Raw genomic sequence first — 24,982 nt, 5'->3', positions numbered from 1 at the left:
TACCTGAATATATCAATAACCCCATAATTTTCCCGGGATAAGAGGAAAATTTGATGGATTTGAGTGTTCTTTATTCGGGAGGGATTCGAGCTGCTCACGGACCAGTTCGTCCAGAGGGTTGGGCAGGTTTTGGATCTTGTGCGTACTGATGTGTGTATAGATCATCGTCGTTTCCGGCCGCCGGTGGCCCAGCATCGCCTGAATATAACGGATATCCACCCCCAGCTCGAGCATATGCGTCGCATACGAGTTCCGAAGCGTATGCGGCGTGACCCGCTTAGAGATGCCGGCCGTTGTGCAGGACCTTTTCAATATCTTCCGGATACTCGATGCACTGTGTCTTTGGCTGCACGGACCTTCACAAAATTCTATCCCGTACTCTTAAGTCCGCCCGACAACGCATTTACCAGCAGTAATAAGTGAATCAGGTATTTTTCGCCCTCTTCCTTGTTTGTATCACGGATGCTTCGCCATTTCGTTAGATAATCGATCTGTATGCCATGAAGCACCTTCAGGGCCTCGCTTCTCAGGCGGACGTTCTCCAGCTTTGAAACACGTCGTTCTTCGACCGGCTTCTGCATAATTCCTTCAATAATGTTATGACATATTTCAAAGTCAGTCACGATTAAATTCATTAGTTCCTGCCGAGCCTGTGGATCCGGGTATAATTCGGCAAACCGCTCCATGATTTCCCTGTCGGCATCCAGCAGGTTCGATTCCACCTGAATGAGAAAATATTTCAGGAAGGGCCACTCTGCAGCCAAATTCTTCAAAAGTTCAAACTCGTCAGGATATTCCTTCATGAATTCCTCCAGCGCCCTGCCCATACCGAACCAACCGGTAAGATTGAACCGGGCCTGACTCCAGCTGAATACCCATGGAATCGATCGCAGATCTTCCAGGGAGCGCTTTCCGGTACGCCTTGCCGGCCGGGAGCCGATCTTGCTTTGCTCCAAAACATCAATGGGAGTGGCAGCAGCGTAGAATTCAATGAATTTCGGATGATCCAGCAATTTTCGATAAGCCTTTCTGGAAAGAGCAACCAAATGATCCATCGCCTCATACCGTTTGTCATTCCTTGTATTCGTTCCCTGTACCATGGCTTGCCGGGCAGTCCCGGCTACAAACATCTCCAGGTTATAGGTGGCGGTCAGGCGGTTAGCAAACTGGTTGGCAATGGTTTCTCCCTGAACGGTTATTTTTATATCCCCGCTCACTGAACCGGGAGGCATGCTGTCCAGGAACCGGTGAATTTTTCCGCCGCCCCGACTGATCGTTCCGCCACGACCATGAAAAAAGCATAACTTAACTCCCAGTTTTCCCGCAGCTTTTGTCAGGTTCTCCTCCGCCTTGTAAATATTCCACCGACTGGCTAAAATTCCTCCGTCCTTATTGCTATCGCTGTAACCCAGCATAACCTCCTGGGTGAAGTTTTCATCAGACTGTCGCCTGCTTTCGACAACGGGATGACTTAAATAAGCGGTTAAAATATCCGGACCGGCCACCAGGTCGTCGATGGTTTCCAGCAGCGGAACCACGGGTAATTTTGTATCTCCCAGTCCGACCTCGCGCAATAGCAGGTGGACCAACAAAAGGTCACTCACACTGCGTGTCATGCTCACAATAACCGACCCGATTCCCGCTGTTCCAAATTGATCGATATATGCCTTCACCTCACGCAGATAGCCAAGTACGTTGTCAGCCTCCAGTCCGCATGACGTTCCCGTCACGAGGAATGGACGGTTGCTTTTTAGCTCCTGGTTCAGAAATGCCAGCCTTTCTTCTTCGTTCCAGTTGCCATAATCAGATTTTTCAAATCCGGAAGCAGCCAGGATCTGACTGATCGCTTTCTCGTGGTATGCGCTGTTCTGCCGGATATCCAGTTTCGCCAGATGAAATCCAAAGCATTGCAACGTCCGCTCGACCGGGAAGAGGTACTCTCTTGCGACCCGTTCCGAATTCAGTGTAATTAGCAGCTCACGTAATTTTCTCAATTCAGATCCGAGATCATTGGCTGTTGGGAAATATCCCTTCTCACCAAGAGAAAGATCACCGGCAATTGTTCTGTCAAGCCGGAGCAGAAGTAAATTTAAAAACTGGCGCAGAGGTTCAAATACATTGCGATCCTTTGCCTGCTGTCCCGCTTCGCCAAATAATTGCGCTACTTCATCAATCTCATCGAGAAACTCCCTGGGAACATCAATGCGATAGCTAGAGAAACTGAGCTTGCCCGCAAGATCAAACAGTTGCGCGCGAATCATCTTCAATGCGGCCTCGCGATGTAAACGTAGCGTGCCTGCCGTGAATTCCGCAGTTACAAATGGATGTCCGTCGCGGTCTCCGCCAACCCAGCTGCCAAACTGCACCAGCGGATAGTCTTCGGGCCATCGCAATAGTTCAGGGGAAAACCCCATGGTTTTCCATGCATCCTGCAAGCGCAGGTCTGTCAGCCGAACCGCTTCCGGGAACACATTTTTGAAATAGTGCATCAGGTTATTCCGTTCGTCTTCCAACCGGGGTTTTTCAAGATAGATCTCACCTGTCAGCCACCATCGTTCCAGCAGTGTCATGATTTCCTGCTTGAGTCCGGATCGTTCAGAGTCGGACCAGTTGGGATTTTCCTTTTTTACAAGCAACAGGTATAGTTCACGGTGGATATCAATGACGGTCAGACGCTTGGCTTCGGTAGGGTGGGCAGTAAGTACAGGTACCGCCCTTATCGTCCGGAGTTTTTGCGCCATGTCTTCTTCATTCAATCCGGCAGTTTTCCATTGATGCAGGGTTTCACCCCAGGACCCCCGTGTCGAGGCAATCCCGAATTGCGTTTCGGTTTTTCTTCGGTACTGTGTTGCCGCATTTTCTTCAACAAGATTCAGAAGCTCAAAACAGATTCCAATGGCCTGCTTTAGCTTTTCATCAGATGGTCCGTTAATATGCGACCCCCGTTGATCTCCAAATGGCAGCGCTTCTGCCAGTCCCGGTTCTCCGATAGACGTAAGCATTTCCCTGAACAGGGATACCAGGTACTGGAAGTCAGTATTTATTTTTTCAAGTCCTTTCTTTTGAAGTAGTTCCTGGGTCATCTGGTACGGGGTTTCTGCGGTCGTTGGATTTACAACAAATAAACATAATAAAATAGAAATCGATTTGCGACAATACTGCTTTCATCAAGTGAATGAAAAGTGATGAATGCTGTATTAGGGAATTAAACTGGAATGTAGTTCCGCTCAGCCCTGGTTCACTGACGCTCCGGGTTCCCATTTCATAAACCAAAATTTGATGTTTTCCGCTGTATTCTCCCAGTAATGGTATGTCTTAAAACCAAGTCGTTCATATACCTGCTGATTTCTGGCAACAGCAGTTTCCAAATAAATGGGGAGATTTTTCCTTCTGGCTTCATTGAAAATGGCATTTTTTAGTTCAAATCCTGCATTTTTTCCGCCCGGTAAAACCCCAAGAAACCAGAAATACAGATACTCTCCCGATGCTGGCCGAATCTTTTTTCGGTATGATTCACGCTTCAGGATTTTAGGTATCGATCTGAAATCAAAGGAATGGAAAACAAATATTAGTTGGTGGAGGATTTCCGTCAGTGAGAATTTCGTTTCATTAAATTGATAGCAAACTGCCACCCCCTTTTCATTGGAGGAGATATATACACCATTTCTCACCAATCCTTTCATAAAAACATAACTGGCAAGGCTTTTCATCATCCTCGCATGGTTGCCGCCCTTCTTAAACATCCAGTTTACACCAGGATTTTCAGCGAAGGATTTGGAGATGATATCTACTACTTTCGCCTGATCAGATTTAGTTGCCTTTCTCATTTATCCCGTTGGCTTGCCTTCAGTAATATGGGATCTTTTGCAAATCCACCCCATTGCTTTTATGATTCAAATGTCCGCCATAGTACCAAAATAAGTCCGACAATAAAAATTGTTGTGAAGATGACCTTGTTGTGCTTTGCCAGCCAGTTGGGGAGGAATATATCGAAATTGTCCTTGTCTGAATCGGAATACTTCCGCGCGATGAGGGTGAGCGGACAAAACATCCGAAAAACCAATAATGTAAGACCTTCACCAACGATCAGCCCAATTGCTATCCAGGTGTACACTGATACCTGATCAGTAGCCCCGCTGTAAACGATATAGAAGATTACACTTACAAAGAACACCCAAATCAGGGTATGAATCACTTTGATGAAAAGGAGCTTGTCGGACGGTTTCATAACATCACAAACTATCTTACAATTCAAATCCGGTCCCCAACTCTGCAACCCTGAATCCAGCCTCAAGCACTGCTTTGCGGGCATCGCTTTCTGCATCGATGACAGGGTTGGTGTGATTGAAATGGATGAAATAAACCTTGGCCTTGTCGGAAGCCGACAGGTTCTTCAATGTCTCCATACTTTCAAAAATAAAAGGGTGGGGGATTTCAGATACATCCCTGTAACTGATTTCCTCTGCGTCATAAAATGATCCGTCTATAAAGGCGTAATCAACTTCTTTGATCACTTCCGAAATATCCTTTTCCCACTTATGCCATTTGTCAATATCAGGAATAAAAAGCGCGCTCTTATTCGGACCGGTTATCCTGAACCCCACGGTTTCTGAATATTCATCCCGGTGAGGGACGAGGAACGGTGTTACCGACAGTCCCTCTCCAAGTTCAACCGGTACATCGTGATTTATCGGAATGAGTTTGATATTGTTCAGGGAGACAAGCTGACCCCAGGGTCCGTTTGACTCGAGGAATTCCTTCATTGAAGGCATTGTGTAGACGGGAACATTGTTGCTGTTCAGTGCCTCTCTGCCCAGGTACATCAGTCCTGTGTAATGCCCTATGTGCGCATGGGTGAGAAATATTCCATCTGCCGTTTTCCCATCGCCATAGGGTGCTTCCTCGTTAAGCCTGTGCAATTGCCGGGTCATATCCGGCGTTGCCTCAAACAGATATCGTTTTTCTGCTACCGGATCTATGAGCCCGAGTGAAACAACCATCCTGTCCGGATCTGGTTCGGTAAATAATCCGGAACAGCATTCCCGGTCGCAGCCGATATGGGGCGATCCGCCGTCCTGAATGGTGCCCAGGATGATCAGGTAGGGGACAGGCGGCTTTTGTGCCACCTGTCCGCATGCTGATTGCACAAACCCTGCAAGCAAACAAGCCAGCAGGATACATGCGGATGTATTCAATTTTTTGATATTTACTGACGGTCGCATCAGGAGTTTACTTCTCCGGGATCAGGACTTCAAGCTCAATTTCGATCATAAATTCCGGCAGCGCCAGTTCTCGTACGCCGAGCCATGATCCGGTAGGAAAATGATTTTTATAGATCTCATTTCGATATGCCGAAAATTCAAGGAATTGCGGCATGTTCGTTGTGAAAACATTTTCCACGACTACATCATCGAAGGTGCATCCAAAATGAGCAAGCACTTTTTCAAGGTCGCTGTAGCAGTTCTTCATCTGCTGCTCCAGGTCACCCACTGCTGTTGGATTTCCCTGGTCATCCATGCTCACCGCACCAGAAACCTTTACTTCCCGACCGATTTTTACAGCATGGGAATATCCATAGGCTTTTTCGACATCCGGGCGAAGCAGAAAGTACTCGGCTGTTTCGGCGGGCACTTCAATTTTTTCCTCAACTACTTCCTTTACCTGTTCCGATTGCTGGCAACCTGCCAGTGTGCTCATTGAAAATAATACTGCAAGCATCAGGCGTGCGTGTGAAGATTTAATATTCATAGTTCATTGATTGTTTAATTGCCTACTCTGATCGGTTTTCGGCTTTCCCGTCCTTTTATAATTCGAGCGTTTCGTACTGAAGGTATTCGAATCGTTCTTTTAGTATTGATCTGAGATCTTCCGGATCAGGATAAACCACCCTGGCAATCTTTTTCACCAGTCCGCGTGCATGCTTATTTTCATCATGGGTATGGACGACTTTCCTGGCCCCCAGTTCATTGACCAACCGGATGGCATTTTCCTTTCCGGGGTTGACGGCTCCACCGAGGAATGCCGGAAGCTTGAAGAGGGAGAAGCTTGTAATAAGCAGTTCAACTTCATAATCACGTAGCTGGCGCAGCTGCTTTGGGTTAAGGGTAAAACCATGTGGAAAATAAACCACTACTTTTTTCCCCTTCCGAATAACAATGCCGTTATAGATCGGATCAAGTTTTCTGCCGGGATCAAGATAGGCCAGTTCCACATCGCCAATTTCAAGCCATTCATCCGTGCCCAATTCCTGCAGGACCTCGATACGATTTCCGGCGGTTTCTTTTTCAACACGCTTGCGGGCCGACGGGGTTGTACAGACAGGCACCTTTTCCATGGCTTTCAGTGTATTTCCATGACAATGATCCGAATAGGACTGGGAAACGATAATGGCATCGTAATTTCCGATCTCCCCGATGGGTACCGGAGGAGTGGCATGCCATTGTTCATTGAACCAGCTGAAGCCATCCACTTCAGAGCCAATCAGCCATGGGTCAAGAATGAGCACGGTGTCATCCCATTTTATCCACCAGCTGGTATCCATATTTAATCGTTTAACCTGTAGCAAAGATCCGTATTCTTTAAAGTATATTTTAGATATGTCAGGTACGCAAACGTACCTCAGCAATGGTTTCCTGTAAAGCTGCTCCACCTCCCATGTCGGTCAGGCGATCAGAAGTAAGCGCATTGGCACTTCTGCCGCCATCCATCAGTGAAGGCCAGAACCCCTGAGGCAGGCAAGCCACACCCCTGGCCACCCGGTCTGAAATCTTTGCCGTAAGCAGCACCCGCCCCTGATCATTAAAGACCTCAACAGCACTTCCATCAGAAATGCCCCGTGCTTCGGCATCATCGGGATGAAGGTCGAGCTGTGCACCTCCTTCCTTTTTTCTCAGGTGGTCAACATTCGCATGGCTTGTATTCAGGAAATTTTTGGTTGACTTGATGGTAAGAATTTTCAGGGGGTACTTTTGAAGCTGTTCCGGAGTATGGATCACAGGAGTATAAACCGGAAGCGTGGCCATGCCCAAATCCTCGAGGGATTTACTGTAAAATTCGATCTTCCCGGACGGTGTGTTGAAATTGCCATTTTCAAACGGCATCCAGCCCTCCGGGATATTAAGCCGGGCCCAGCCCGTTTTTCGAAGGGAATCGAAGGTGATCCCTTCCATGTACGGATGATCACTGCGAACTGTAGCTTTCAGGATGTCCAGGTCTGATTCAAAAAGGTAATCTTCTGAAAAACCCATTTCATTGGCCAGCAGCCTGAAAAACTCCGTATTCGGTTTGCTCTCACCCAGCGGCGGTATCACAGGTTCGTTGATGTTGAGATACGTTTGACCCCAGGAACTCAGCAAATCCCAGTGTTCCAGCTGGGTTGTGGCAGGAAAAATATAATCTGCAAACCGGGCCGTATCGGTGACGAAATGTTCAAGGACAACCGTGAAAAGATCCTCGCGCTGCAAACCCGTCATTATACTGTTTTGATCGGGAGCGATCACCGCCGGGTTTGAATTGTATACAAACAGGACCCGTATTGGATTTTCCGTATCATTTAATGCACGGCCGATCTGTACCATATTAATGACCCGGGTATCAGGATTTGAAAGTTGTTCAGCGACCGAAAGCTTTTCCCAATTGAGGGCCTGACCGAAAAATTCATACGTCATATGCATGAATCCACCACCCCGGTTTTTCCAGGCGCCGGTAAGGGCCGGCAGCATGGAAACGGCCCTGAAGGCATTTGCTCCGTTTGCCTGATGTTCCATACCAATCAGCATTCGAATCAGTGATGGTTGGGCATTAGCATATTCGCGCGCAAATTCCCGGATCAGTTCAGGTTCGAGCCCGGTAATCCCGGAGGCTTTTTCAGGCGAATACTGCTGGATATAGTCTTTTAATTCATTGAATCCGATAGTATGTGTGTCGATATAGCCCTGATCTGCCAGTCCCTCCTCAATGATTACCTGCATCATACTGAGGGCGAGTACCACATCGGTTCCCGGCAGCGGTTGAATGTGCTGGTCTGCAACGGCTGCGGTGGCCGATTTAAACGGGTCGACTACAATGATCTTTGCGCCCTCTGCGCGTGCCTTTTCAGCCAGCGGCCAGACATGCTGATTTGATAATACCGGATTTGTTCCCCAGAAAATGATGAACCGGCTGTAAATGATATCCTCCGGAAGCACCCCGGATGTTTGTCCGTACACAGATGTAACGCCCGCTACTGCCGCATCTCCGCAAATCGTCCCATCCAGTTTACTGGCTCCCAACGTGGCGAAAAACCTTCCGCCAATGGAATTCCGTTGAATGAGACCTTCCGTGCCTGCGTAGCAATAGGGGAGAACGGATTCTCCTCCGTGCTCACCGATAGTCTGTTTCAGCCTGTTCGCAACATCGGCAATGGCGGTTTCCCAGCTGACCGGCTCAAACTTGCCTTCACCCTTGGCCCCAACCCTTTTCAGAGGAGTGAGAATCCGATCCGGGTGAAAAGTGACATCCATGGGAAACTTGTCCATCTTTGAACAAAGTTTTCCAGCAGTGAATGGGTTGGTTTTACTCGGACCGAATTCGGTGATTTTACCCTGATCCGCAGTCACTGTCCAGCTGCAGGTATCCGGACAGTCATGGTAACAGGCTCCATGTGCTGTTTTTGCTCCTGCCTCCGTTACCGTACAGGAAAGGGTACTGATGAGCGAGGCGCTCAGGCCCTGCGAAAGCGTAAGTCCCGTATAGCCCTGGATGCCTTTATTCAGGAATTTTCTTCGCGTTAAGCCTTTAAATTCTGGTTTTTTGTCGGGGTCGGTCATGCGGTTGGTTGATTGCTAATCAATATATGGCAAGAAATTGCGATTCGCAAGCACGAAGACCGACTCTTAATTCGCATTAATAATATCAAAGCGCGTTTTAAGCAAAAAGCAAATTGAACTGGTCAATAACTATTAAATCCAGTTAGAGGGTATAATAGAAATGGCGGACGCGCTCTTCAGCTGTAGGGCCAGTGAGACGGTAGAAATCGAGAGCATAGTCATCGGGTTCATCCGCCTGTACAAAAACTTCCTCATATCCCAGTTCCCTGCAAGTTGAGCGAACCGCATCAACGAGTTTCCGTCCAATGCCCATGCGCTGAAAATCGACCTTCACAGCCAGATCGTAAATATAGGCCAGGGGCTTTTCTGAATAATACTGATCGAGTGTGTAAACGGTCAGCCCCCCTAAGACTGCATTTGACTTTATGGCTACAAATGCCATGAAACCCTCTTTCTTCAACAAGGATTCCAGGTAATCTGAGGGAGGACGCACAAAACTTTTCATTTCAAACACCTCTGCGAATGTGTCGATGAGCTGAATAAATAAATTCAGGTCATCCGGCTGAAGCTTCCTGATCTCAGTTCCTTCCATGATCGGCTAGTGGTCTTTCGGGATACCGGTTTGATGCCCGTCCAGGCTAACGGTATTTTTTTCCTGCCAGTAATCCCGGATTCCTTCTTCTCCTTTTTGTTCCGCCCAGTCCCTCAGGATCGTACGGTCCGCCTGAAAATCCATTAACGGTACTGCAAAACCACAGGACGACTGCACCAGGTCAACCTCCATTTCAAAGACCTGCCGTTTGCCAGGAATATCCGGAAAATGCTTCATCAGTTTTTGAAACCTGCTATCTCCGCTATGAAGGGTTATGGCATTGCCATAAAGCCGTAGTATCTGCGGTTTGCCTTCAAATGCACAGAACATAAGGGTCATGCGCGAACTTTCCTGCAGGTGGGTGGCAGTTTCGTTCCCGCTGCCGGTAAGGTTGAGCCAGATCACCTTATTCGGTCCCAATACTCGAAGTGAATCCATTCCCTTGGGAGAAATATTCACACGCCCTTCTGTCATCGCGGTACCCACGAAGAAAATATGTTGTTTTTCAATGAAGTCCTGCAACTCTGGTGTAATGGATTCAGATCGTTTTCCCATGGAAATGTTGTTTCTTTTTGTAAACGATTATGAAGGGGATTTGGTTGATGCAAAATCCTGACCATGACACCCCAAACCCCCTGACTAAGGGGAAAATACATACCTCTGCGGACATCTGAAACCAATTTGGAATTGAATTTAAAATGGGTTTAGATCGTCCTCTTCTTTTTCGTCTACCATTTCTATTTTGGCCGGTTCTTCGTCATCCTTTTTTTTGATCGGCAGGAGGGGGACCGGGCCGACGATCCCAATACCAAAGCATCCCAGTATGATCAACAGGATGAGCGCGATCCGTCTGAGGATCACTTTAATTTTTTTCATACGTATGGTTGTAAAAGGCTGATTGCCTTGTGATGAAATTCCTGATTATACCTGGTTATGGATTAGCCCAGGGGAACCTCATCATTGGATGGGATGATGAAAAAATGGCTGTGAAGAAGGGCAAATAAAGGGGGATCGAAGGCCCTCAGCAATTTCAACCGTACCAGTACGGAATGGGTCTCAATGTCAGACAGACCGCAAATAACATCATTTCCGCCAGATGGAATTGATGTCGCAGGGTTTAGAAAATGAAAAGTACGTTTTAATTGCTGCTGAGGTGTTCTTTCAACCACCTCTGTCCTGAACTTATTAAAATCAGTCCGTGCGTTCACCGGTGCCATGGTGATGGTCGCCAGCAATGAAAAGATCAGCAGAAATAAGAAACGCTTTTTCATTATACTAAATGTACAAAATCCTGATGAAATTACTGTCTACCTGCCTGCCGGTTTACCTGCCGGAGCCAATGCGGAGGTAGGCAGCAGGCTGACTACTGACTACTGACTACTGACTACTGACTACTGACTACTGACTACTGACTACTGACTACTAAAGTCTCTGCTTCCCACACCTTTTTCTCCGGTAAGTGCATCTCCCAGTTCATGACGAATTGAATCGGCCAGGTGATTAATCTTTTGAACGATATCGGGATAGTCATTGGCCACATTCATGGTTTCTGAAGGATCGTTCTCCAGGTCATAAAGGGACACCTCTTCCAACTTGATGTAGTCGTAGGGTGCTGGTAATCCGCCCGATCCACCTGGTCTTCCGCCTAGCGTTCTGTAAATATGCGGGAAGTACATTTTCCAATTGCCGTACCGAACTCCATGGAGCTGATTCACATGGTAGTAAAAGAAGTACGCCGGTTGTGGACTTACATCGGTTTCGCCGGTAAGCACCGGCCAGACATTTTTCCCGTCGATCGGTAATTCCGGCAATGAAGCGCCTGTAAGTTCTGCTACCGTAGGCATGATATCAATGGCCATCACAGGAGTTGAAATTATTTTTCCTGGCGGAAGTTTGCCGGGGAACCGGGCGATAAACGGTTCCCGGTGACCACCCTCGAAAGCAGTTCCCTTACCTTCCCTGAACGGACCGGCCGAGCCCGCATGGTCGCCGTAGGAAAGCCACGGACCGTTATCGGAAGTAAAGATCACCAGCGTATTGTTGGCCAGGCCATTTCGTTCCAGCGCGTCCAGGATCTCACCCACCGACCAGTCGATCTCCATGATCACATCACCATACAGGCCGCGATCTGATTTTCCCTTGAATTTATCTGATACGAACAGGGGGACATGGGGCTGTGGATGCGCCACGTACAGGAAGAAAGGCTGGTCTTTATTTTTGTCTATAAATTCGACGCTTCTTTCTGTGATCGCGGTGGTAAGAAACGACTGGTCCTCCAGTGTGTCGATAATCTGATTGTCCTCATATAGGGGAAGCGGACTGAAGTTAAATGATTCCTGCTGTGGATGATACGGCCACATGTCATTGGAGTATGGGATGCCAAAAAAATCATCAAACCCCTCGGATAGTGGCAAATTTTCCGGAGCGTCACCCAGGTGCCACTTGCCATAGACCGCTGTTGCATACCCTTGTCTTTCAAGCATTTCAGCCATGGTTGTTTCTTCCTCACGAAGACCCTTCTTTGCCTGGGGCATAAACGCCTGGTGGATTCCCACCCTGTTTGGATAGCAGCCGGTAAGCAGGGCCGCGCGCGAGGCAGAACAAACCGCCTGTGCTGCGTAAAAGGATGTCAGCCGAACTCCTTCGGTTGCCATTCTGTCAAGATTCGGTGTTTCTATTTGTTTGCTGCCAAATACGCCAACGTCCTCGTACCCCTGATCATCGGTAAAAATGATTACAATGTTCGGGGGAGGGCCTTCTTCCGGATTGGAGCAGGAAAATGAGATTAGAATAACGAGTAAAATCAGCGCGCGTATCACATTGGCAAAATACGGTCTGGGTTCTTACCGATCAATTATTCCGAAGATTTTCAAGCATCTGACGGTACTCACTATTGTCGGGGTACCGGGCAATGAGCTGGTTTACGTATTTTTCTGCCTTGTCAATCTTGTTCTTTCGCTGCGCTTTAAGTGCCCTGTCGATCAGCTTTCCGTCGTCAAGCGCCTGGTTTCCTGAATCCATGGCATTTATCACAGCCAGGGCGTCCTTTGCCACAGGGCCAACGCCGTTGATGGTGAATGAAAGCTTGATCCGAATACGTTCCGAATTGCTCGTGGAACAGGCATACCAGCTGCCTTGCGTCGACATGATAGCATTGATAATGGCATCCTCGATGTTGTCGCCCATCTTTGTTTCGAACTCAAAATCAAAGGGCATTTCAGTATCACAGTTGATGCCAAATGTGAAAATGGATGTTCCGATGGTTCCATTAATCCGTGCATCCCTCGGGTAGTAGAGCTTGTTGGTTACAAAAAGCCTGAACGCGTCAACGCCCCCCTTGAAGGAATTATTCAGGGCAGATCTCCCGGCTTGTCCGAATACCAGCGAGGGAGTTATTAAAATCAGAATGACCGCGAATTTTAGGGTTTTCATATTGAAGTATTGTCTCAAAAATTATTCCATTTTTCGGGAAATACAAATGTTGCCGAACGAAGATGTGCCCCCGTTTTTGTTTGTCATCTTAATGTTTATCCCTGATAGATTCATTGCCATGGACTTATGGGATGCCATGGTTGTATTAAATAGGTCCCGGCCCGACTCCCTGATTATCCCCGGCTATCGCCGCTGATCTCAGGGAGTAAAGCCGGGATGACGGTGAAGGGGTGTTGAATATCCCCGGCTATCGCCGTTGATCTCAGGAAGTAACGCCGGCCTGCCTGCCGGAAGGCAGGGATGACGGTAGCGGGGCAGGCTCCACTGAACGCAGTGCTCCACCTGCCTGCCGGCAGGCAGGCTGAATAGAGTGCTCCACCTGCCTGCCGGCAGGCAGGCTGAACGCAGTGCTCCACTACTTAGTAACCTTTCTCCCTGGCAGGGCCCCGGTGTGTTCGCCATTCTTTATTACCTGTACACCATTCACGAAAACATGATCAACACCGGTGGCATATTGATGCGGGTCGCTAAAGGTGGCATGGTCAGTGATAGTCTCCGGATTGAAAATCACCACATCGGCAAAATAACCCGTGCGGAGGGCACCTCGTTTTTCAATTCCCAGGTTCATTGCGGGCTGAAGGGTGAGCTTACGGATGGCTTCTTCAAGGGGGATCACTTTTTCTTCCCGCACATACTTGCCAAGGAGTCTGGCAAAATTTCCATAAGAACGCGGATGGGTACTGTTCTCCAGAAATTTACCCTCTGTCGCCATCGATGCACCATCCGAACCAAATGTCATCCAGGGGAGGGCGATTTGTTTTTTTACATTTTCCTCCGACATCAGGAAATATACGGTTTCCACGCGACTGCTGTCCTGGATCACCAGATCCATTGCGGTTTCTTCCGGACTTTTTCCGCGCATTTCAGCTACTTCCTTAAGTGTTTTTCCCTGTAAGTATTTCAATGAGTCATTTCGAAATCCGACCAGGAGAACATTCTCGGCACTTCCTGCGGAAAGCATCAGGTTTTCCCATTTGTCCGTCGGGGTAGTCATTTCGTCATACACCCGTTTGCGGATTTCAGGATCCTGTAATCGTTTTACCCATTCAGCATAACCACCTTCCTGAACCCAGGGCGGCATGGCCGCGTCCAGTCCGGTGGACCCTGCAACGTAATTATACATATCAGCCGTAATCGTAAGTCCGGCGGCCCTTGCAGAATCTACCTTGCGCACAACATCGTCAAACTTATCCCAATTATCCTTCCCGGACATTTTCAGGTGATAGATCTCAGCAGCTATGCCCGCCTCCGAAGCGATCCGTATTAATTCATCCACACTCTCCAGCAATCGGTTTCCTTCATTACGCATATGGCTAATGTACATCCCGTCGTACTCGGCTGCCACCTTGCTGAGTTCGATCAGCTCTTCAGTCGTTGAATAAAACGCCGGCGCATAGATGAGTGACGAGCCCACACCAAGCGCGCCTTCTTCCATGGCCTGGCGCACCATCGCTTTCATCTGATCCAATTCTTCGGGTGTGGCTTCGCGATCTTCGAATCCAACTGTATTCACACGAAGGGTAGTAGCCCCCACAAAAGAGGCTACATTTGTGGAAATCCCTTTCTTTTCAAGATAGGAGAGGTATTCTCCCAAAGTTTTCCATTCGAGCTTGGTATCATCATCGAACATCCCTTTGATGTACTGTGCGCTCGTTTCCGTTACAGGTCCCATTGAAATACCCTCTCCAAAAACCTCGAGCGTTACGCCCTGTCGGATATCTCCCTGTGATTTTCCGTCTGTAATCAGTGAAGTGACAGCCCAGCTGAGCATATTAATAAAGCCCGGTGCAACGGCATGTCCGCCGGCATCAACCTCCTGAACAGCCGTGGCTTCCGACAAATCACCAATAAAAGAGATTGAATCCCCACGTATACCCACGTCAGTCTTTTGAGGCGGCTGACCGGAGCCGTCATAAACCAACCCGTTACGGATGATAACATCGTATTCCGGGGTATTTTGTTGACATGAGAATAGTGAGAAAATAATTAGGAGCAGAGGTAGAATATTTTTCATTCAGCAATATAAAAAATATTGAAATGCAGAAAAATATAAAAGGGGCCACAGCTGATGCTATGGCCCCCATACTTGTGAATTCTATCGTTTATTCTGTATCACGATCATCAAAATTTGTTTTTGCCCATTGATAAACCTTCATGTTATCTACCACTCCGTTGGACACCCTGTATTGATGTCCGCCTACATAGAATGGCCATGCAACCACTGGTTCTGCATATTCATGGATTTCAGTTTCGGGCGAATGACCGTGCAATACCCCATTAACCCATAATTCAAACCTGGGTGCCCCGTCATATCCGGTGGGATCATAAACCACTGCCATGTGTACAAGGTCTCCGGCGTTCCATGAAACGTCATTGTCTATTACATCATTTCGGAAGAAATAATAGTCACCCAGAGCTTTATAATATACCAGATCTGCTACTACATCTGTTGGGCCGGTATAGCCGCCGTTGATCGGAACGATTCGAATTCCGGCATTTGCTCCATCCCAGTTCCAGCAATTGGCGACAATTACGTGTGCCCTGCCATATGGAATGGTTCCGACGATGCGGTTATCCACAACAGAATAATTAGGCTTGTACCAGACTTCTATGGTCCAGGGCTCGAGAAGAGGATTCGGAATGAATTCATTAAAGATTCCCGAAGGAATTTCCGGAATTTCTGATGCATATCTGGGATACACACCGTTGCCGAATTTGGCAGGCGCGAAATTTGGTGTTCCAGGAACAACCAATGATGGACCAACCTCACTATTAGCCAGTTCATCAGTGCTTCCCAGCTTGTTCCAGACGATCAAACCATCTGACAGATATAAATCAAGTGGCCCGTCTTTTCCTTCAAGCAGTTTTTTAAGTACCTGTTCATTGATGAGCGTATCAAGAGTAACACGGTTCGGCTTGGTTACGTGCAGCAAATAATCCTCATAACCGTCGCGTACGGTGATATGATTGCTAGTGTTGCCTACCGGTTTTTCAAATAAAATATCACCGCTGGCTTCGACCATCAGAAATGCTTCGCTTAACACAAATTCGCCGGTAGTTCGATTCAGATCGAAAACACGAAGGTCAAAATCGAGGGTTTTGATCTTGTCGAACTTGAAACTGGTGTAACCGAAATCCTCAGGTTTTTTATTGAGGGCATCCAAAACCTGTGGTGTGACGGACGTGGTTTCACCTGTATAGACTATGAATGATACCGGCAGGGGATTGTCGGTTAAATAGGCCAGGGGTGAGCCCGCAACAGGTGCTGCTAATAATACATTATAGTCGTAATCGACTACCAGGAACTCTGTTACCGCGTATTCTCCAACCTGAAGGCGAATAGGTTTGGAGGCATAGGATTCACCCCATTTTTTCAGCTTGATCTCCTCCGAGTTCCAAACAATACCGCCGTTGGTATTTTCCAGGGATATCAGCAGATTGAGTTGCGCCGGAAGTTCCGTGTCACCTGCTTTTCCCGATGGAAAGTTTTGATAAATTTCATTCAAGGATATTTCCACATAACCCTCAGCAAGGGGATCGGAAATTTCCTCTTCGTTACATGACAGCAAAAGGCCAAAAATGGCCACTATCATAAACGGTGCAAAAATTCTGTTGAAAGTTTTCATTTTACAGGAGCTTATCTACCTGTAAAACAGTCTTTGATAATATTAAATTTTTGCTAATCAGCTATTTAAATCATGGATTGACATGATTCTTCAGCTTCTTTTTGTGAGGTAAAATTTGTATACTTTATAGTGTATTTCCGGACTCCAGGTAATCATCCAGATCCTGAATTTTATACATCCAGTCGAAAGAATATGTGGCAGCATTTTCAGCAAGGAACTGATAGAGAACCCGGGCTTTCGACATTAGCAGTCGCGCACCATCGTCATCATCCATTTCTTTTTTTCGTAAACCCAGTTCAAAAAGCAGGGTTGCCATTTGTTCAAGGACTGAATCACCTTTAATATTTTTTTCCGACAAAAAATCAATAAACTCGCGGTCGTCGATTCGCACGGCACTCCTGAGGCGAATATCCAGGTGTTCTTCCAGCGCCTGCTCCGTATCGACAATGACATCATTTATATCGCTGTCCAGCGAAGTGCCCAGGAGTTCTGCCAGTATTTTCCCCAGGACCTTACCGAGTTGCTGAATTTGATCCTGCAAATAATCACGTTTTATCATGATCAGTTCTTTTGAAAGATCTATAATATACAAATTTGGTTGGAATATTAAAGGGCTGCCGATTCTTCAGGGAATAAAAAAGCCGGAGAGTAATTCTCCGGCCTCTGTGTTGTTTACCGTGATCGTGAATATCGGTTTCGGGAGTTCCGGTTTCTCGGATTCCCCGTCCTTGAATCCTGTCTTGTTTGTGGTGCATCCTTCACCGGCCGGTCGGCATCCATATACGGATGCGGCTGGATCACCGGCAGCTGCTGACGGATCAATTGCTGAATATCCTTCAGGTATGCGCGTTCTTCCAAATCACAGAATGAAATGGCTCTGCCGCTCGCTCCCGCCCGTCCGGTACGTCCGATCCGGTGTACATAGGTCTCTGAAACATTGGGAAGATCAAAGTTGATCACATGTGACAATTCGTCAATATCAATGCCACGTGCGGCAATATCAGTGGCAACCAGAATCCGGATATCGCCGTTTTTGAAATCAGAAAGTGATTTCTGTCGGGCTCCCTGAGATTTATTGCCATGTATCGCGCTTGAGCTTATGCCGGCGCGGTCCAGTTGTTTTACAATTTTGTTTGCACCATGCTTGGTCCTTGAAAAAACGATGGCTGAAGGAATGTTCTCTTCTTCAAGCAGATGGATCAATAATGATGCCTTCTGTTTTTTCTCAACGAAATAAACCGATTGGTTAATTTTCTCTGCCGTTGTTTGCTCTGGTTTGATGATCACCTTTTCGGCGTTGTGCAGGATCTTGGCCGACAGTTCAATAATTGGCTGTGGCATCGTTGCTGAAAAGAACAGCGATTGTCTGCGCTCAGGCAATTCGCGAATGATGCGCTTTACATCGTGAATGAATCCCATATCGAGCATTCGATCAGCTTCATCCAGGATAAAATATTCAATATCCCTTAGGGAAATGTATCCCTGGTTCATAAGGTCAAGTAATCGTCCGGGAGTGGCAATCAGTACTTCCGGGTGCCTTTGAAGGGCGTTGGTCTGATTGCCCTGCTTAACGCCGCCGAAAATTACGGTATTCCGGACGTCCGTATGACGGCCATAGGCTGTAAAGCTTTCGCCGATCTGAATGGCGAGCTCACGGGTAGGGGTAACGATCAGTGCGCGTAATGGCTGACGGCCGCCTTTTTTTCGGTTGCTGTCTGAAACAATATTTTGCAGAATGGGAATCGCAAATGAAGCGGTTTTACCGGTTCCTGTTTGCGCACTCGCCATTAAATCTTTTTTACGTAGTAATACAGGGATTGACGCCTCCTGTATGGGCGTGGGTGATGTATATCCTTCTTCGGCCAGGGCCTGAAGGATGGGCGTGATAATGCCCAGTTCTTTAAAATTCATAGGGGTTGTGTTACTAAAAAATGTGGGGCAAAAAAAAGCCCTTCTTCGCGAAGGGCTTTCAAGCGATATAAAGTTAGCGCGTAACGCTTAAACAACTTTAACGTTAACCGCGTTTAATCCTTTTCTTCCTTGTTGCAATTCAAATTCTACTTCGTCACCTTCACGGATCTCATCGATCAAGCCTGATACGTGTACAAAGTGTTCTTCGTTTGAACCATCTTCTTTGATGAATCCGAATCCTTTCGATTCATTGAAGAATTTTACTGTTCCTTTACTCATGATAATAATTAATTGAAAATAATAAAGTGTGAAGGTACGCTTAAATAAATGGATACTACCGAATTCTTTGATTTATTTTTAAAATTCTCCGGTAATCGTCCTTTTTGAGGCGTAAAATGCATGTTAGGACGGTGAATCTACACCAATTCAGCCGTAGTTGGATCAATTATCCCTGAAATCTGACTGATTTTATGTGCAGGAATTCCGGAATGCTCCGAATGCTTACGGATCATTTCGGCATTTGGTGCAATGTAAACACAGTAAACCTTGTTATCGGTCACAAAGCTTTGGACCCACTGAACAGAAGGCCCGAGATGTTGCAGTGTATTACAGGATGTTTGCGAAACGGCGCGCATTTCCTCCGCTGAGAGGCTACCGACATTGGGTATATCACGCTCAATTAAAAACTTTGGCATTGCTGGTATTTTTTTGTTCTTTAAAGAGGCTATCGTACTTATAATATAACCGGTATGACCGGTGTAACGGAAGCAAAGAAAGATAATAAAAATTGTCGAATTTTATTTCACTTTCGTTGCCTCCAGGGACGCAATATTTTTTCGCATAACCTCAAGAAAATCTCCTGAATCCGGCAACGCGGCACACGGACTGATTACAATACTGCGCACGCCTATGGAATTAAGGAATTCGACGTTTTCCGCCAGTGGTGTCCCTTCCCAAATCATAATATCAAATGGACCCTCTTCCTCAGCCAGGTGGGCAAAATCATGTTTCATTTCATCTGTAAGTGATTCATCAGGCTCCCAGTGCACACTCGGACCGCCCAGGTTATAGGCATTCGTAAAATACTGATATACGGGGTGGGAAAATACTACCTTAAGTTCAGTATCTGCAGCAGTTTTAAATTCCTGATGCAGCTGGTTTAGGTCATTGCGCAACGATTCGAAATTTGATTCAATCTCCGCAGCATGTTCAGGGGCAATCCTTATCAGCGCATCCCTGATCGAAGCCGCCTGTGCTGTTGCAAGTTCCATATCCATCCAGGTTGTGAAGGCAGTTTTGCTATGGGCATGTTCACCTTCCTCCCCGTGGCTGTGAACAACAGATTCATCCGTGGTAATAAATTTATCGACAATTGATTCTGATGTATTCACAAGGGTCGATGTGGACAATGACACCGATATTAACCATTGCTCATAGGAGGCGCCATTGATGAAGATCAAATCCGCCGATTGCATTTGATTAACCGTATCGGGAATTATTTCCCAATACGCCGGATCGGAGGTATTGGTAAAAGGAAAGCGCACTTCCACGTTGGAGGGGGCAACCCTGCTTGTGAAATAATACAGCGGATAGTTCGACGTGTAAACAGTGAATGATGCAGGTTCTGCATCTGTGGTTTCCGCATCCTTCTTCGACTCACAGGAAAAAACGCAAAGTGCCGACAGGATTAGTGCGAAGCTGATTTTACCTAAGTTATTCATATCCATTTTTCAATAATCTCATTACTAAAAGTACTCACGAACAGGGTAATTATCCAGGCGGTACCAATACTCAGGGTTAAAACGATGACGATTTCCAGGCCAAGAACCTGTTGTATCCATCGACCCGAGCCGCCCATCTTGCGGATAGTGTTAAGTTCATTTTTCCGAAGTCTGACAGAAAGTATGAACACCAGTGTTGCAATGCATAGTGTTGCGATGCCAATGAAGACCCCGGCTTTGAAGACCAAATCCCGAATTGTGAAAACCGTAGCCACCAGTTCATTCACGACATCTGCAGGTACAATCATTTGAATATTGTCGGTCCGTGACTCATATCGCCCGCGCAACTGAATGCGTTCCCTGTCATTGCGTGGCTCAACAATGATAGCATGTATCGGGTAATTAGCCTCCTGGCCATGGAAATGGAATGATGTCCTGTTTTCTTCTGTGATCTCGGTGTAGGAAAGAACCGCCGGACCGGCGATGATCAGGCTATCGGTTTTCAGGAGCATTTGATTTTCTGAATTTTCGACATTCTCATGCCCGTGTGCCAGTCCTTCAATAACCCAGGTTGTCTTGATGTCGGTAAATACCGCTTCGTCATCGGGTGAATTTACCGGGTTAAGAACCCCTGCGACCTTCATTTTTAACGGAAAACTCCCGGCTACGTCGAAAGCGCCAGCCGGACTTGAAATGACTGCGTCGCCAACACCTGCCTGAAGTGCCTCGGCGGCCTTCGCCCCCAGGATACATTCGCCCAGCATAACGAAGTTCCGGCCTTCACTGAAGGTCATGTTTCGAAACGTCACATATTCTGGAGAAGTACCCACAATCGGTTGTTCACCAGCCCTGAATTTCAGATGCATCGGATAAACCTTGCCATCAACCTCAAACCGTAAACTGTCAAATTCACGGTATTGCATGGGGCGGTATGCCGCCTCCTTGAAATACAGGGCACTTAGTGTCAGCTCCGTCTGACTTCCCAAAGTGCCCACCAAAAGGGGAGTGGATTCAGCACGTCCGGTCAACCGGCCAGCGCCCTCATTTACAAGTTTGTTTAACCCTAGTGGTATGAAAAGTATTAGCCCGATCGATAACACAAGTACAAGGGTTTTGTACTTATGAAACCGGATGTATCGCCACGCTATGTATACTACAGTTTTGATAGGCTGTAATCATTTATGTTTACAATGCGACTGAATTTTGACAGGATCTCATGATCATGAGTGACCATGACCAGGGGTTTCTTATTTTGAATGCTGTAGTTCAGGAGTGTATTCAATACAATGTCCCTGTTTGCAGGGTCGAGATTGCCTGTTGGTTCATCGCAAAGCAATACGTCTGGCTGGGTGACCAGTGCCCGGCAGGCAGCAACACGTTGCCGTTCTCCCTGTGATAATTGACCCGGAAGCCGTTGTTTTTTCGTGCTCAGACCCACACTGTCTGCGAGTTCCCCGGCCAACTTCCGCGAAGTTTCCGATAGCCGAAGTACCGGGTTCACCATGAATGGGAGCAGGATATTGTCAAGTACAGAAAGATATTCAAGTAATTCGAACTCCTGGAAGACCAGTCCGATTCTGACTATCCTGAAGTCCTGTCGGTCCTCCTTGCCATAACGTGTAAGATCGATGTTATCGATTTCTATGGAGCCTTCTGCCGGCTCCAGAATACCGGCAATCAAATGCAGCAGCGTTGTTTTCCCTGTGCCGCTGGAACCGATAACAGCCACCTGCTCGTGATCGTAAACCGTTAAGTCGGGTATCTTCAGTTCAAAATACTGGTCAGGATACCGAAATAATATGTTCTGGCATTTGATCATGACGCCGACGCAGGTACAATCGACCTGTCTTCAGATTTTAATTCAATATTTGAAATCTTCCATTGATTTTCCACCTGGTGCATTTGAATGGTTCCCAGGTATTTATTTCTTCTGAAGTGAATGTGCTGAAGATGTTTTACACGGGCGATGACCACCCACTCCGCATCGTATTCATAGGAATTAATCGATCTCTGATGGATATTTTCTATGCTTAGAACTTCAACATTACGGATCCGGACCTCAGCACCCAGACGAACTCCTGCGTTCAATCGTCGTCTGCTGTCCAGGTATACCTCGTCGATCAGCTCTTCATCCACACTGGCCGACAGTTGTTCGAATAACTGATCTTCATCTGAAATATTAAATGACTCATACGTATTACTGAGGATGCCTTGCAGGATCTGGCGGGCACTACCTGAATCGGTTAACCCGCTATCGCTAATAGGATTTTGCATACGTAAATTTAGAAAAGGAAGGCATACCAGTGCCATAGCAATAAGTATGACTGAGGTAAGCGGTGTACGCTGGGCCATATTCATTTTCTCATGGATCCGTCTTTTGCGCGGCCAGAAATACAGGGCTGCAATGATTAATAAGATACTTACGAAAGGCACCGGTATTTTTCCCATGGCGATCAATTCACGGAGGTCTTCCGAATATGAATCCCGAATAAATAATATGAAAAGTCCGCTTGCTGCTGCCGTCAGCAATATCCCGGATATTCCTGAACCCTGCTTTACGTTGCCGGATGCGGTGAACAGTGTAACAGTCAAGATGAACACAGCGGTACTGTAAAGCCAGTATGCAATCCCGTGGCCGATCGCATAGGACTGGTTTAATTCAGTAAAGTATCCTGTAGCCCAGCCTCCCCCGATACCGATCAGCAATACCATCAATGTCCAGATTAGCGGGCGTATGGTAGTTTTATACAGTACCAGCGTGATAAGTATAAACACGATTCCCATAATGGCGGGAATCACAATGATGGGAAGATTTACAAAAAGTCCCCAAACCAGTCCGGCAATGGATGAACTGCTGAAGAGCAACAGGGTCCGCTCAGCCGATCGATCCGACAGGTTCACCATCAATCCTAATAGAATGGGTAAAATGAGACTGTAAAGTATCATCTTGGGGAGCAATGCAGGTGCAATAAGGAACAGGCTTGATTCGTAGATGAGCCATCCCACAGATCCTATGCCTACAGCATAGACCAGCCAGCGTTCTTTATCAAGAAGAAAGTATCTGAATAAATGCAGGCCTTCCCGAATGAGTAGATATGCAAGAATCAGACCTGCGAAAATTCCAACCCATCTGAAAAGAACCGTTAGCATCATCTCACTTTCTGTGAGCCCAAGGGATGATCCTAAAACGGGCATTGATGCGCCCATGATCATTCCGATGGAAACGATGGCAAACCAGTGTGTGATTACAGATGGCAGAGCCCGGTTGTGCAGGTAGTGTATGGAGCAAAGTGCCGCAAGGATCAATGGAATTAACAAACCCATATAGCCCGGTATAATCAGGAGTTGATCTGTGGCCAGAAAATTTCCAACAGCAATTGCAGTTGATAACAGGAACAAATTCAGCCAGTTGAAGCTCCGGGCCTTCATCATGAAAAGAATCAGCAAGAGAAAATACAATCCGCCTGTTGAAAGAAGTATGTTCAGTCCATCCCTGATCGCGGGGCCTGCAATGTTGAAAAATGACGGTGGTTCAGGCACAAGATAAAAGGCGTTTACCGGGCTCAGGGAGGTCTCATAAACCCTTCCATTTATCATGCTTATTTTTAAAATGATGCTGATCTGGCTTCCCTGGAGCCCTTCAATGCCTATCTTTTTGCCATGAAGGGATTCAGTGCAGCGGATGGTCCATCGTTCCCATTTAATGAAGGCGTCACCGCCAATTTTTCTGTCGGTTATCAGTTGGCATAATTCAGGAAGGATCGCTTCTGCTTTCAGAACCTTACCCTGAACCACGGGCAGTACGTAGTAGACTTCATAAACACCCGGTGAGATTTCCGTTATTTCAAGACGGGCCGGATATACAATGTCTGCCGATGCCGTTTTTGGTATCAGAAATAAAATTATGCTGAATAAGCAGCTGAAAACCAGATGTTTATTCATCATCTTTCATCACTTCTTTGGCAGTTCCTTCATAGACGATGTCATATTGTCTGATCAGTTCAGTGAAAAACTGTTCCCTGGCCGCTTCCTTCTCTTCATATTCAATTTCACGCATTATTTCATTACGCACAAGATCGATAGGAGCGGGTGCTTCCGCTGTTACCTCCTGTACTTTCACCAGATGCAGCCCGTAAGCAGAAGCAATGGGGCCTGTCCATTCGCCGGGATTAATGGTAAACACTTCTTCGGCGAAATTCTCACCAAATATTTTCAACAGATCATTTGCTGCATAATCCTTGTATTCGGAATTGAGCATGGTAGGATCACCAAGCTCGTGGATATCTTGAATTTCCTCCTGACTTATGCGGGTGAGGACTTCATTTACATGACTTTCTAGCGCCGGGTGTTTATCCGGACTGAAATAAAGCTGTGCGAAACTAATTCGAGCCGGAAGCACAAACTGGTCCTTTCGCAAGGCATAATAGGCCTGTATGCTCTCTTCAGTTATTTTATCGCCTGAACCTTGTGTTTCTGCGAGCATATTCATCTGAACAATCAATGCTTGCCGAACCATCGCGTTGTTATAGTCAAGATTCCGGTTGATGGCTTCCTGGTACAGAATTTCATCCTGCACATACCCGTTTAGTGCACCGCGCAGTTCTTCCCGGGTAGGGGGACGTTGCCAGGTTTTTTGCCACATAACCAGCAAGTGAGCGACGTCGTCATCTGCAATTAAAACCTGCTTATCCTTTGATGAAGGAAGTTTGGGTCCAACAGTCACAATGAGAACGATGGCCAGTAGCGCACCAAAAGCAAGGATGTGGAAGATCGGCGAAGAAAAAAGTTGTTTCATGCAGACCTTAAATTACAAAAGTTGATTACCAATGCAAT

General features: G+C 46.9%; 26 protein-coding genes. All 26 read right to left on the bottom strand.

The genetic code is table 11. From position 1 onward, the window contains the following. Window positions 1-12: 12 nt before the first annotated feature. Window positions 13-372: a tyrosine-type recombinase/integrase gene (locus LDX50_RS20630; protein WP_225698752.1), complete on the bottom strand. Its 360-nt coding sequence runs from the start codon at window positions 370-372 to the stop codon at window positions 13-15. Then, window positions 369-3,083 carry a phosphoenolpyruvate carboxylase gene (locus LDX50_RS20625; RefSeq protein ID WP_225698097.1) on the bottom strand — a complete coding sequence of 905 codons (2,715 nt, stop codon included), beginning with the start codon at window positions 3,081-3,083 and terminating at the stop codon, window positions 369-371. Before LDX50_RS20625 ends, LDX50_RS20630 begins: the two co-directional genes overlap by 4 nt. 144 nt (window positions 3,084-3,227) lie before the next feature. After that, window positions 3,228-3,827: a GNAT family protein gene (locus LDX50_RS20620; RefSeq protein WP_225698096.1), complete on the bottom strand. Its 600-nt coding sequence runs from the start codon at window positions 3,825-3,827 to the stop codon at window positions 3,228-3,230. A 59-nt stretch (window positions 3,828-3,886) separates the two neighbouring features. Next, on the bottom strand, window positions 3,887-4,228 hold the full coding sequence (locus LDX50_RS20615) for a hypothetical protein (protein ID WP_225698095.1): 342 nt from the start codon (window positions 4,226-4,228) through the stop codon (window positions 3,887-3,889). Between the two features lie 16 nt (window positions 4,229-4,244). Beyond that, on the bottom strand, window positions 4,245-5,195 hold the full coding sequence (locus tag LDX50_RS20610; RefSeq protein ID WP_225698094.1) for an MBL fold metallo-hydrolase: 951 nt from the start codon (window positions 5,193-5,195) through the stop codon (window positions 4,245-4,247). A gap of 34 nt (window positions 5,196-5,229) precedes the next feature. Beyond that, entirely contained in the window at window positions 5,230-5,748 is a 519-nt protein-coding gene (locus LDX50_RS20605) for a RidA family protein (RefSeq protein ID WP_225698093.1), read from the bottom strand. A gap of 55 nt (window positions 5,749-5,803) precedes the next feature. Next, the gene (locus LDX50_RS20600; RefSeq protein WP_225698092.1) at window positions 5,804-6,541 is read right to left on the bottom strand and encodes an MBL fold metallo-hydrolase; all 738 of its coding nucleotides are present in this window, start codon (window positions 6,539-6,541) and stop codon (window positions 5,804-5,806) included. A gap of 58 nt (window positions 6,542-6,599) precedes the next feature. Further along, on the bottom strand, window positions 6,600-8,807 hold the full coding sequence (locus LDX50_RS30960) for a molybdopterin-containing oxidoreductase family protein (protein WP_275951757.1): 2,208 nt from the start codon (window positions 8,805-8,807) through the stop codon (window positions 6,600-6,602). Window positions 8,808-8,949: 142 nt separating this feature from the next. Then, window positions 8,950-9,399, bottom strand: a complete 450-nt coding sequence (locus LDX50_RS20585) for a GNAT family N-acetyltransferase (protein WP_225698091.1) — start codon at window positions 9,397-9,399, stop codon at window positions 8,950-8,952. 6 nt (window positions 9,400-9,405) lie between these two features. After that, window positions 9,406-9,954, bottom strand: a complete 549-nt coding sequence (locus LDX50_RS20580) for a pyridoxamine 5'-phosphate oxidase family protein (RefSeq protein ID WP_225698090.1) — start codon at window positions 9,952-9,954, stop codon at window positions 9,406-9,408. Window positions 9,955-10,092: 138 nt separating this feature from the next. Next, entirely contained in the window at window positions 10,093-10,275 is a 183-nt protein-coding gene (locus LDX50_RS20575) for a hypothetical protein (RefSeq protein WP_225698089.1), read from the bottom strand. 62 nt (window positions 10,276-10,337) lie between these two features. Beyond that, window positions 10,338-10,670 (bottom strand): hypothetical protein, encoded by a 333-nt coding sequence (locus LDX50_RS20570; RefSeq protein ID WP_225698088.1) that lies wholly within the window; start codon window positions 10,668-10,670, stop codon window positions 10,338-10,340. A gap of 141 nt (window positions 10,671-10,811) precedes the next feature. After that, window positions 10,812-12,218, bottom strand: a complete 1,407-nt coding sequence (locus tag LDX50_RS20565) for a sulfatase family protein (RefSeq protein WP_225698087.1) — start codon at window positions 12,216-12,218, stop codon at window positions 10,812-10,814. A gap of 31 nt (window positions 12,219-12,249) precedes the next feature. Further along, on the bottom strand, window positions 12,250-12,831 hold the full coding sequence (locus LDX50_RS20560; RefSeq protein WP_225698086.1) for a tetratricopeptide repeat protein: 582 nt from the start codon (window positions 12,829-12,831) through the stop codon (window positions 12,250-12,252). 173 nt (window positions 12,832-13,004) lie between these two features. Next, window positions 13,005-13,247 (bottom strand): hypothetical protein, encoded by a 243-nt coding sequence (locus LDX50_RS20555; protein WP_225698085.1) that lies wholly within the window; start codon window positions 13,245-13,247, stop codon window positions 13,005-13,007. Beyond that, a complete protein-coding gene (locus tag LDX50_RS20550) occupies window positions 13,247-14,905 on the bottom strand; it encodes an N-acyl-D-amino-acid deacylase family protein (RefSeq protein WP_225698084.1) in 1,659 nt (552 codons plus the stop codon). Before LDX50_RS20550 ends, LDX50_RS20555 begins: the two co-directional genes overlap by 1 nt. Window positions 14,906-14,993: 88 nt before the next feature. Further along, a complete protein-coding gene (locus LDX50_RS20545; protein WP_225698083.1) occupies window positions 14,994-16,517 on the bottom strand; it encodes a LamG domain-containing protein in 1,524 nt (507 codons plus the stop codon). A gap of 124 nt (window positions 16,518-16,641) precedes the next feature. Further along, window positions 16,642-17,076: a hypothetical protein gene (locus LDX50_RS20540; RefSeq protein ID WP_225698082.1), complete on the bottom strand. Its 435-nt coding sequence runs from the start codon at window positions 17,074-17,076 to the stop codon at window positions 16,642-16,644. A gap of 113 nt (window positions 17,077-17,189) precedes the next feature. Further along, entirely contained in the window at window positions 17,190-18,428 is a 1,239-nt protein-coding gene (locus LDX50_RS20535) for a DEAD/DEAH box helicase (RefSeq protein ID WP_225698081.1), read from the bottom strand. An 87-nt stretch (window positions 18,429-18,515) separates the two neighbouring features. Next, complete coding sequence (locus LDX50_RS20530; RefSeq protein WP_225698080.1) at window positions 18,516-18,707, bottom strand: cold-shock protein; 192 nt, start codon at window positions 18,705-18,707, stop codon at window positions 18,516-18,518. 137 nt (window positions 18,708-18,844) lie between these two features. Beyond that, window positions 18,845-19,123, bottom strand: coding sequence for a DUF4242 domain-containing protein (locus LDX50_RS20525; RefSeq protein WP_225698079.1), 279 nt, complete (start codon window positions 19,121-19,123; stop codon window positions 18,845-18,847). 102 nt (window positions 19,124-19,225) lie between these two features. Continuing rightward, window positions 19,226-20,149: a metal ABC transporter substrate-binding protein gene (locus LDX50_RS20520; protein WP_225698078.1), complete on the bottom strand. Its 924-nt coding sequence runs from the start codon at window positions 20,147-20,149 to the stop codon at window positions 19,226-19,228. After that, entirely contained in the window at window positions 20,146-21,249 is a 1,104-nt protein-coding gene (locus LDX50_RS20515; protein WP_225698077.1) for an ABC transporter permease, read from the bottom strand. Before LDX50_RS20515 ends, LDX50_RS20520 begins: the two co-directional genes overlap by 4 nt. Window positions 21,250-21,302: 53 nt before the next feature. Then, entirely contained in the window at window positions 21,303-21,968 is a 666-nt protein-coding gene (locus LDX50_RS20510; RefSeq protein ID WP_225698076.1) for an ABC transporter ATP-binding protein, read from the bottom strand. Then, on the bottom strand, window positions 21,965-24,094 hold the full coding sequence (locus tag LDX50_RS20505; RefSeq protein WP_225698075.1) for a hypothetical protein: 2,130 nt from the start codon (window positions 24,092-24,094) through the stop codon (window positions 21,965-21,967). The genes LDX50_RS20510 and LDX50_RS20505 overlap by 4 nt, the downstream gene beginning before the upstream one ends. Beyond that, window positions 24,084-24,944 carry a peptidyl-prolyl cis-trans isomerase gene (locus LDX50_RS20500; RefSeq protein WP_225698074.1) on the bottom strand — a complete coding sequence of 287 codons (861 nt, stop codon included), beginning with the start codon at window positions 24,942-24,944 and terminating at the stop codon, window positions 24,084-24,086. Before LDX50_RS20500 ends, LDX50_RS20505 begins: the two co-directional genes overlap by 11 nt. Window positions 24,945-24,982: the final 38 nt, after the last annotated feature.

The organism is Fulvivirga sedimenti, assembly GCF_020328055.1.
Note: the sequence above shows the minus strand (reverse complement) of the source record. Positions and strands in the feature narration are given on the sequence as shown.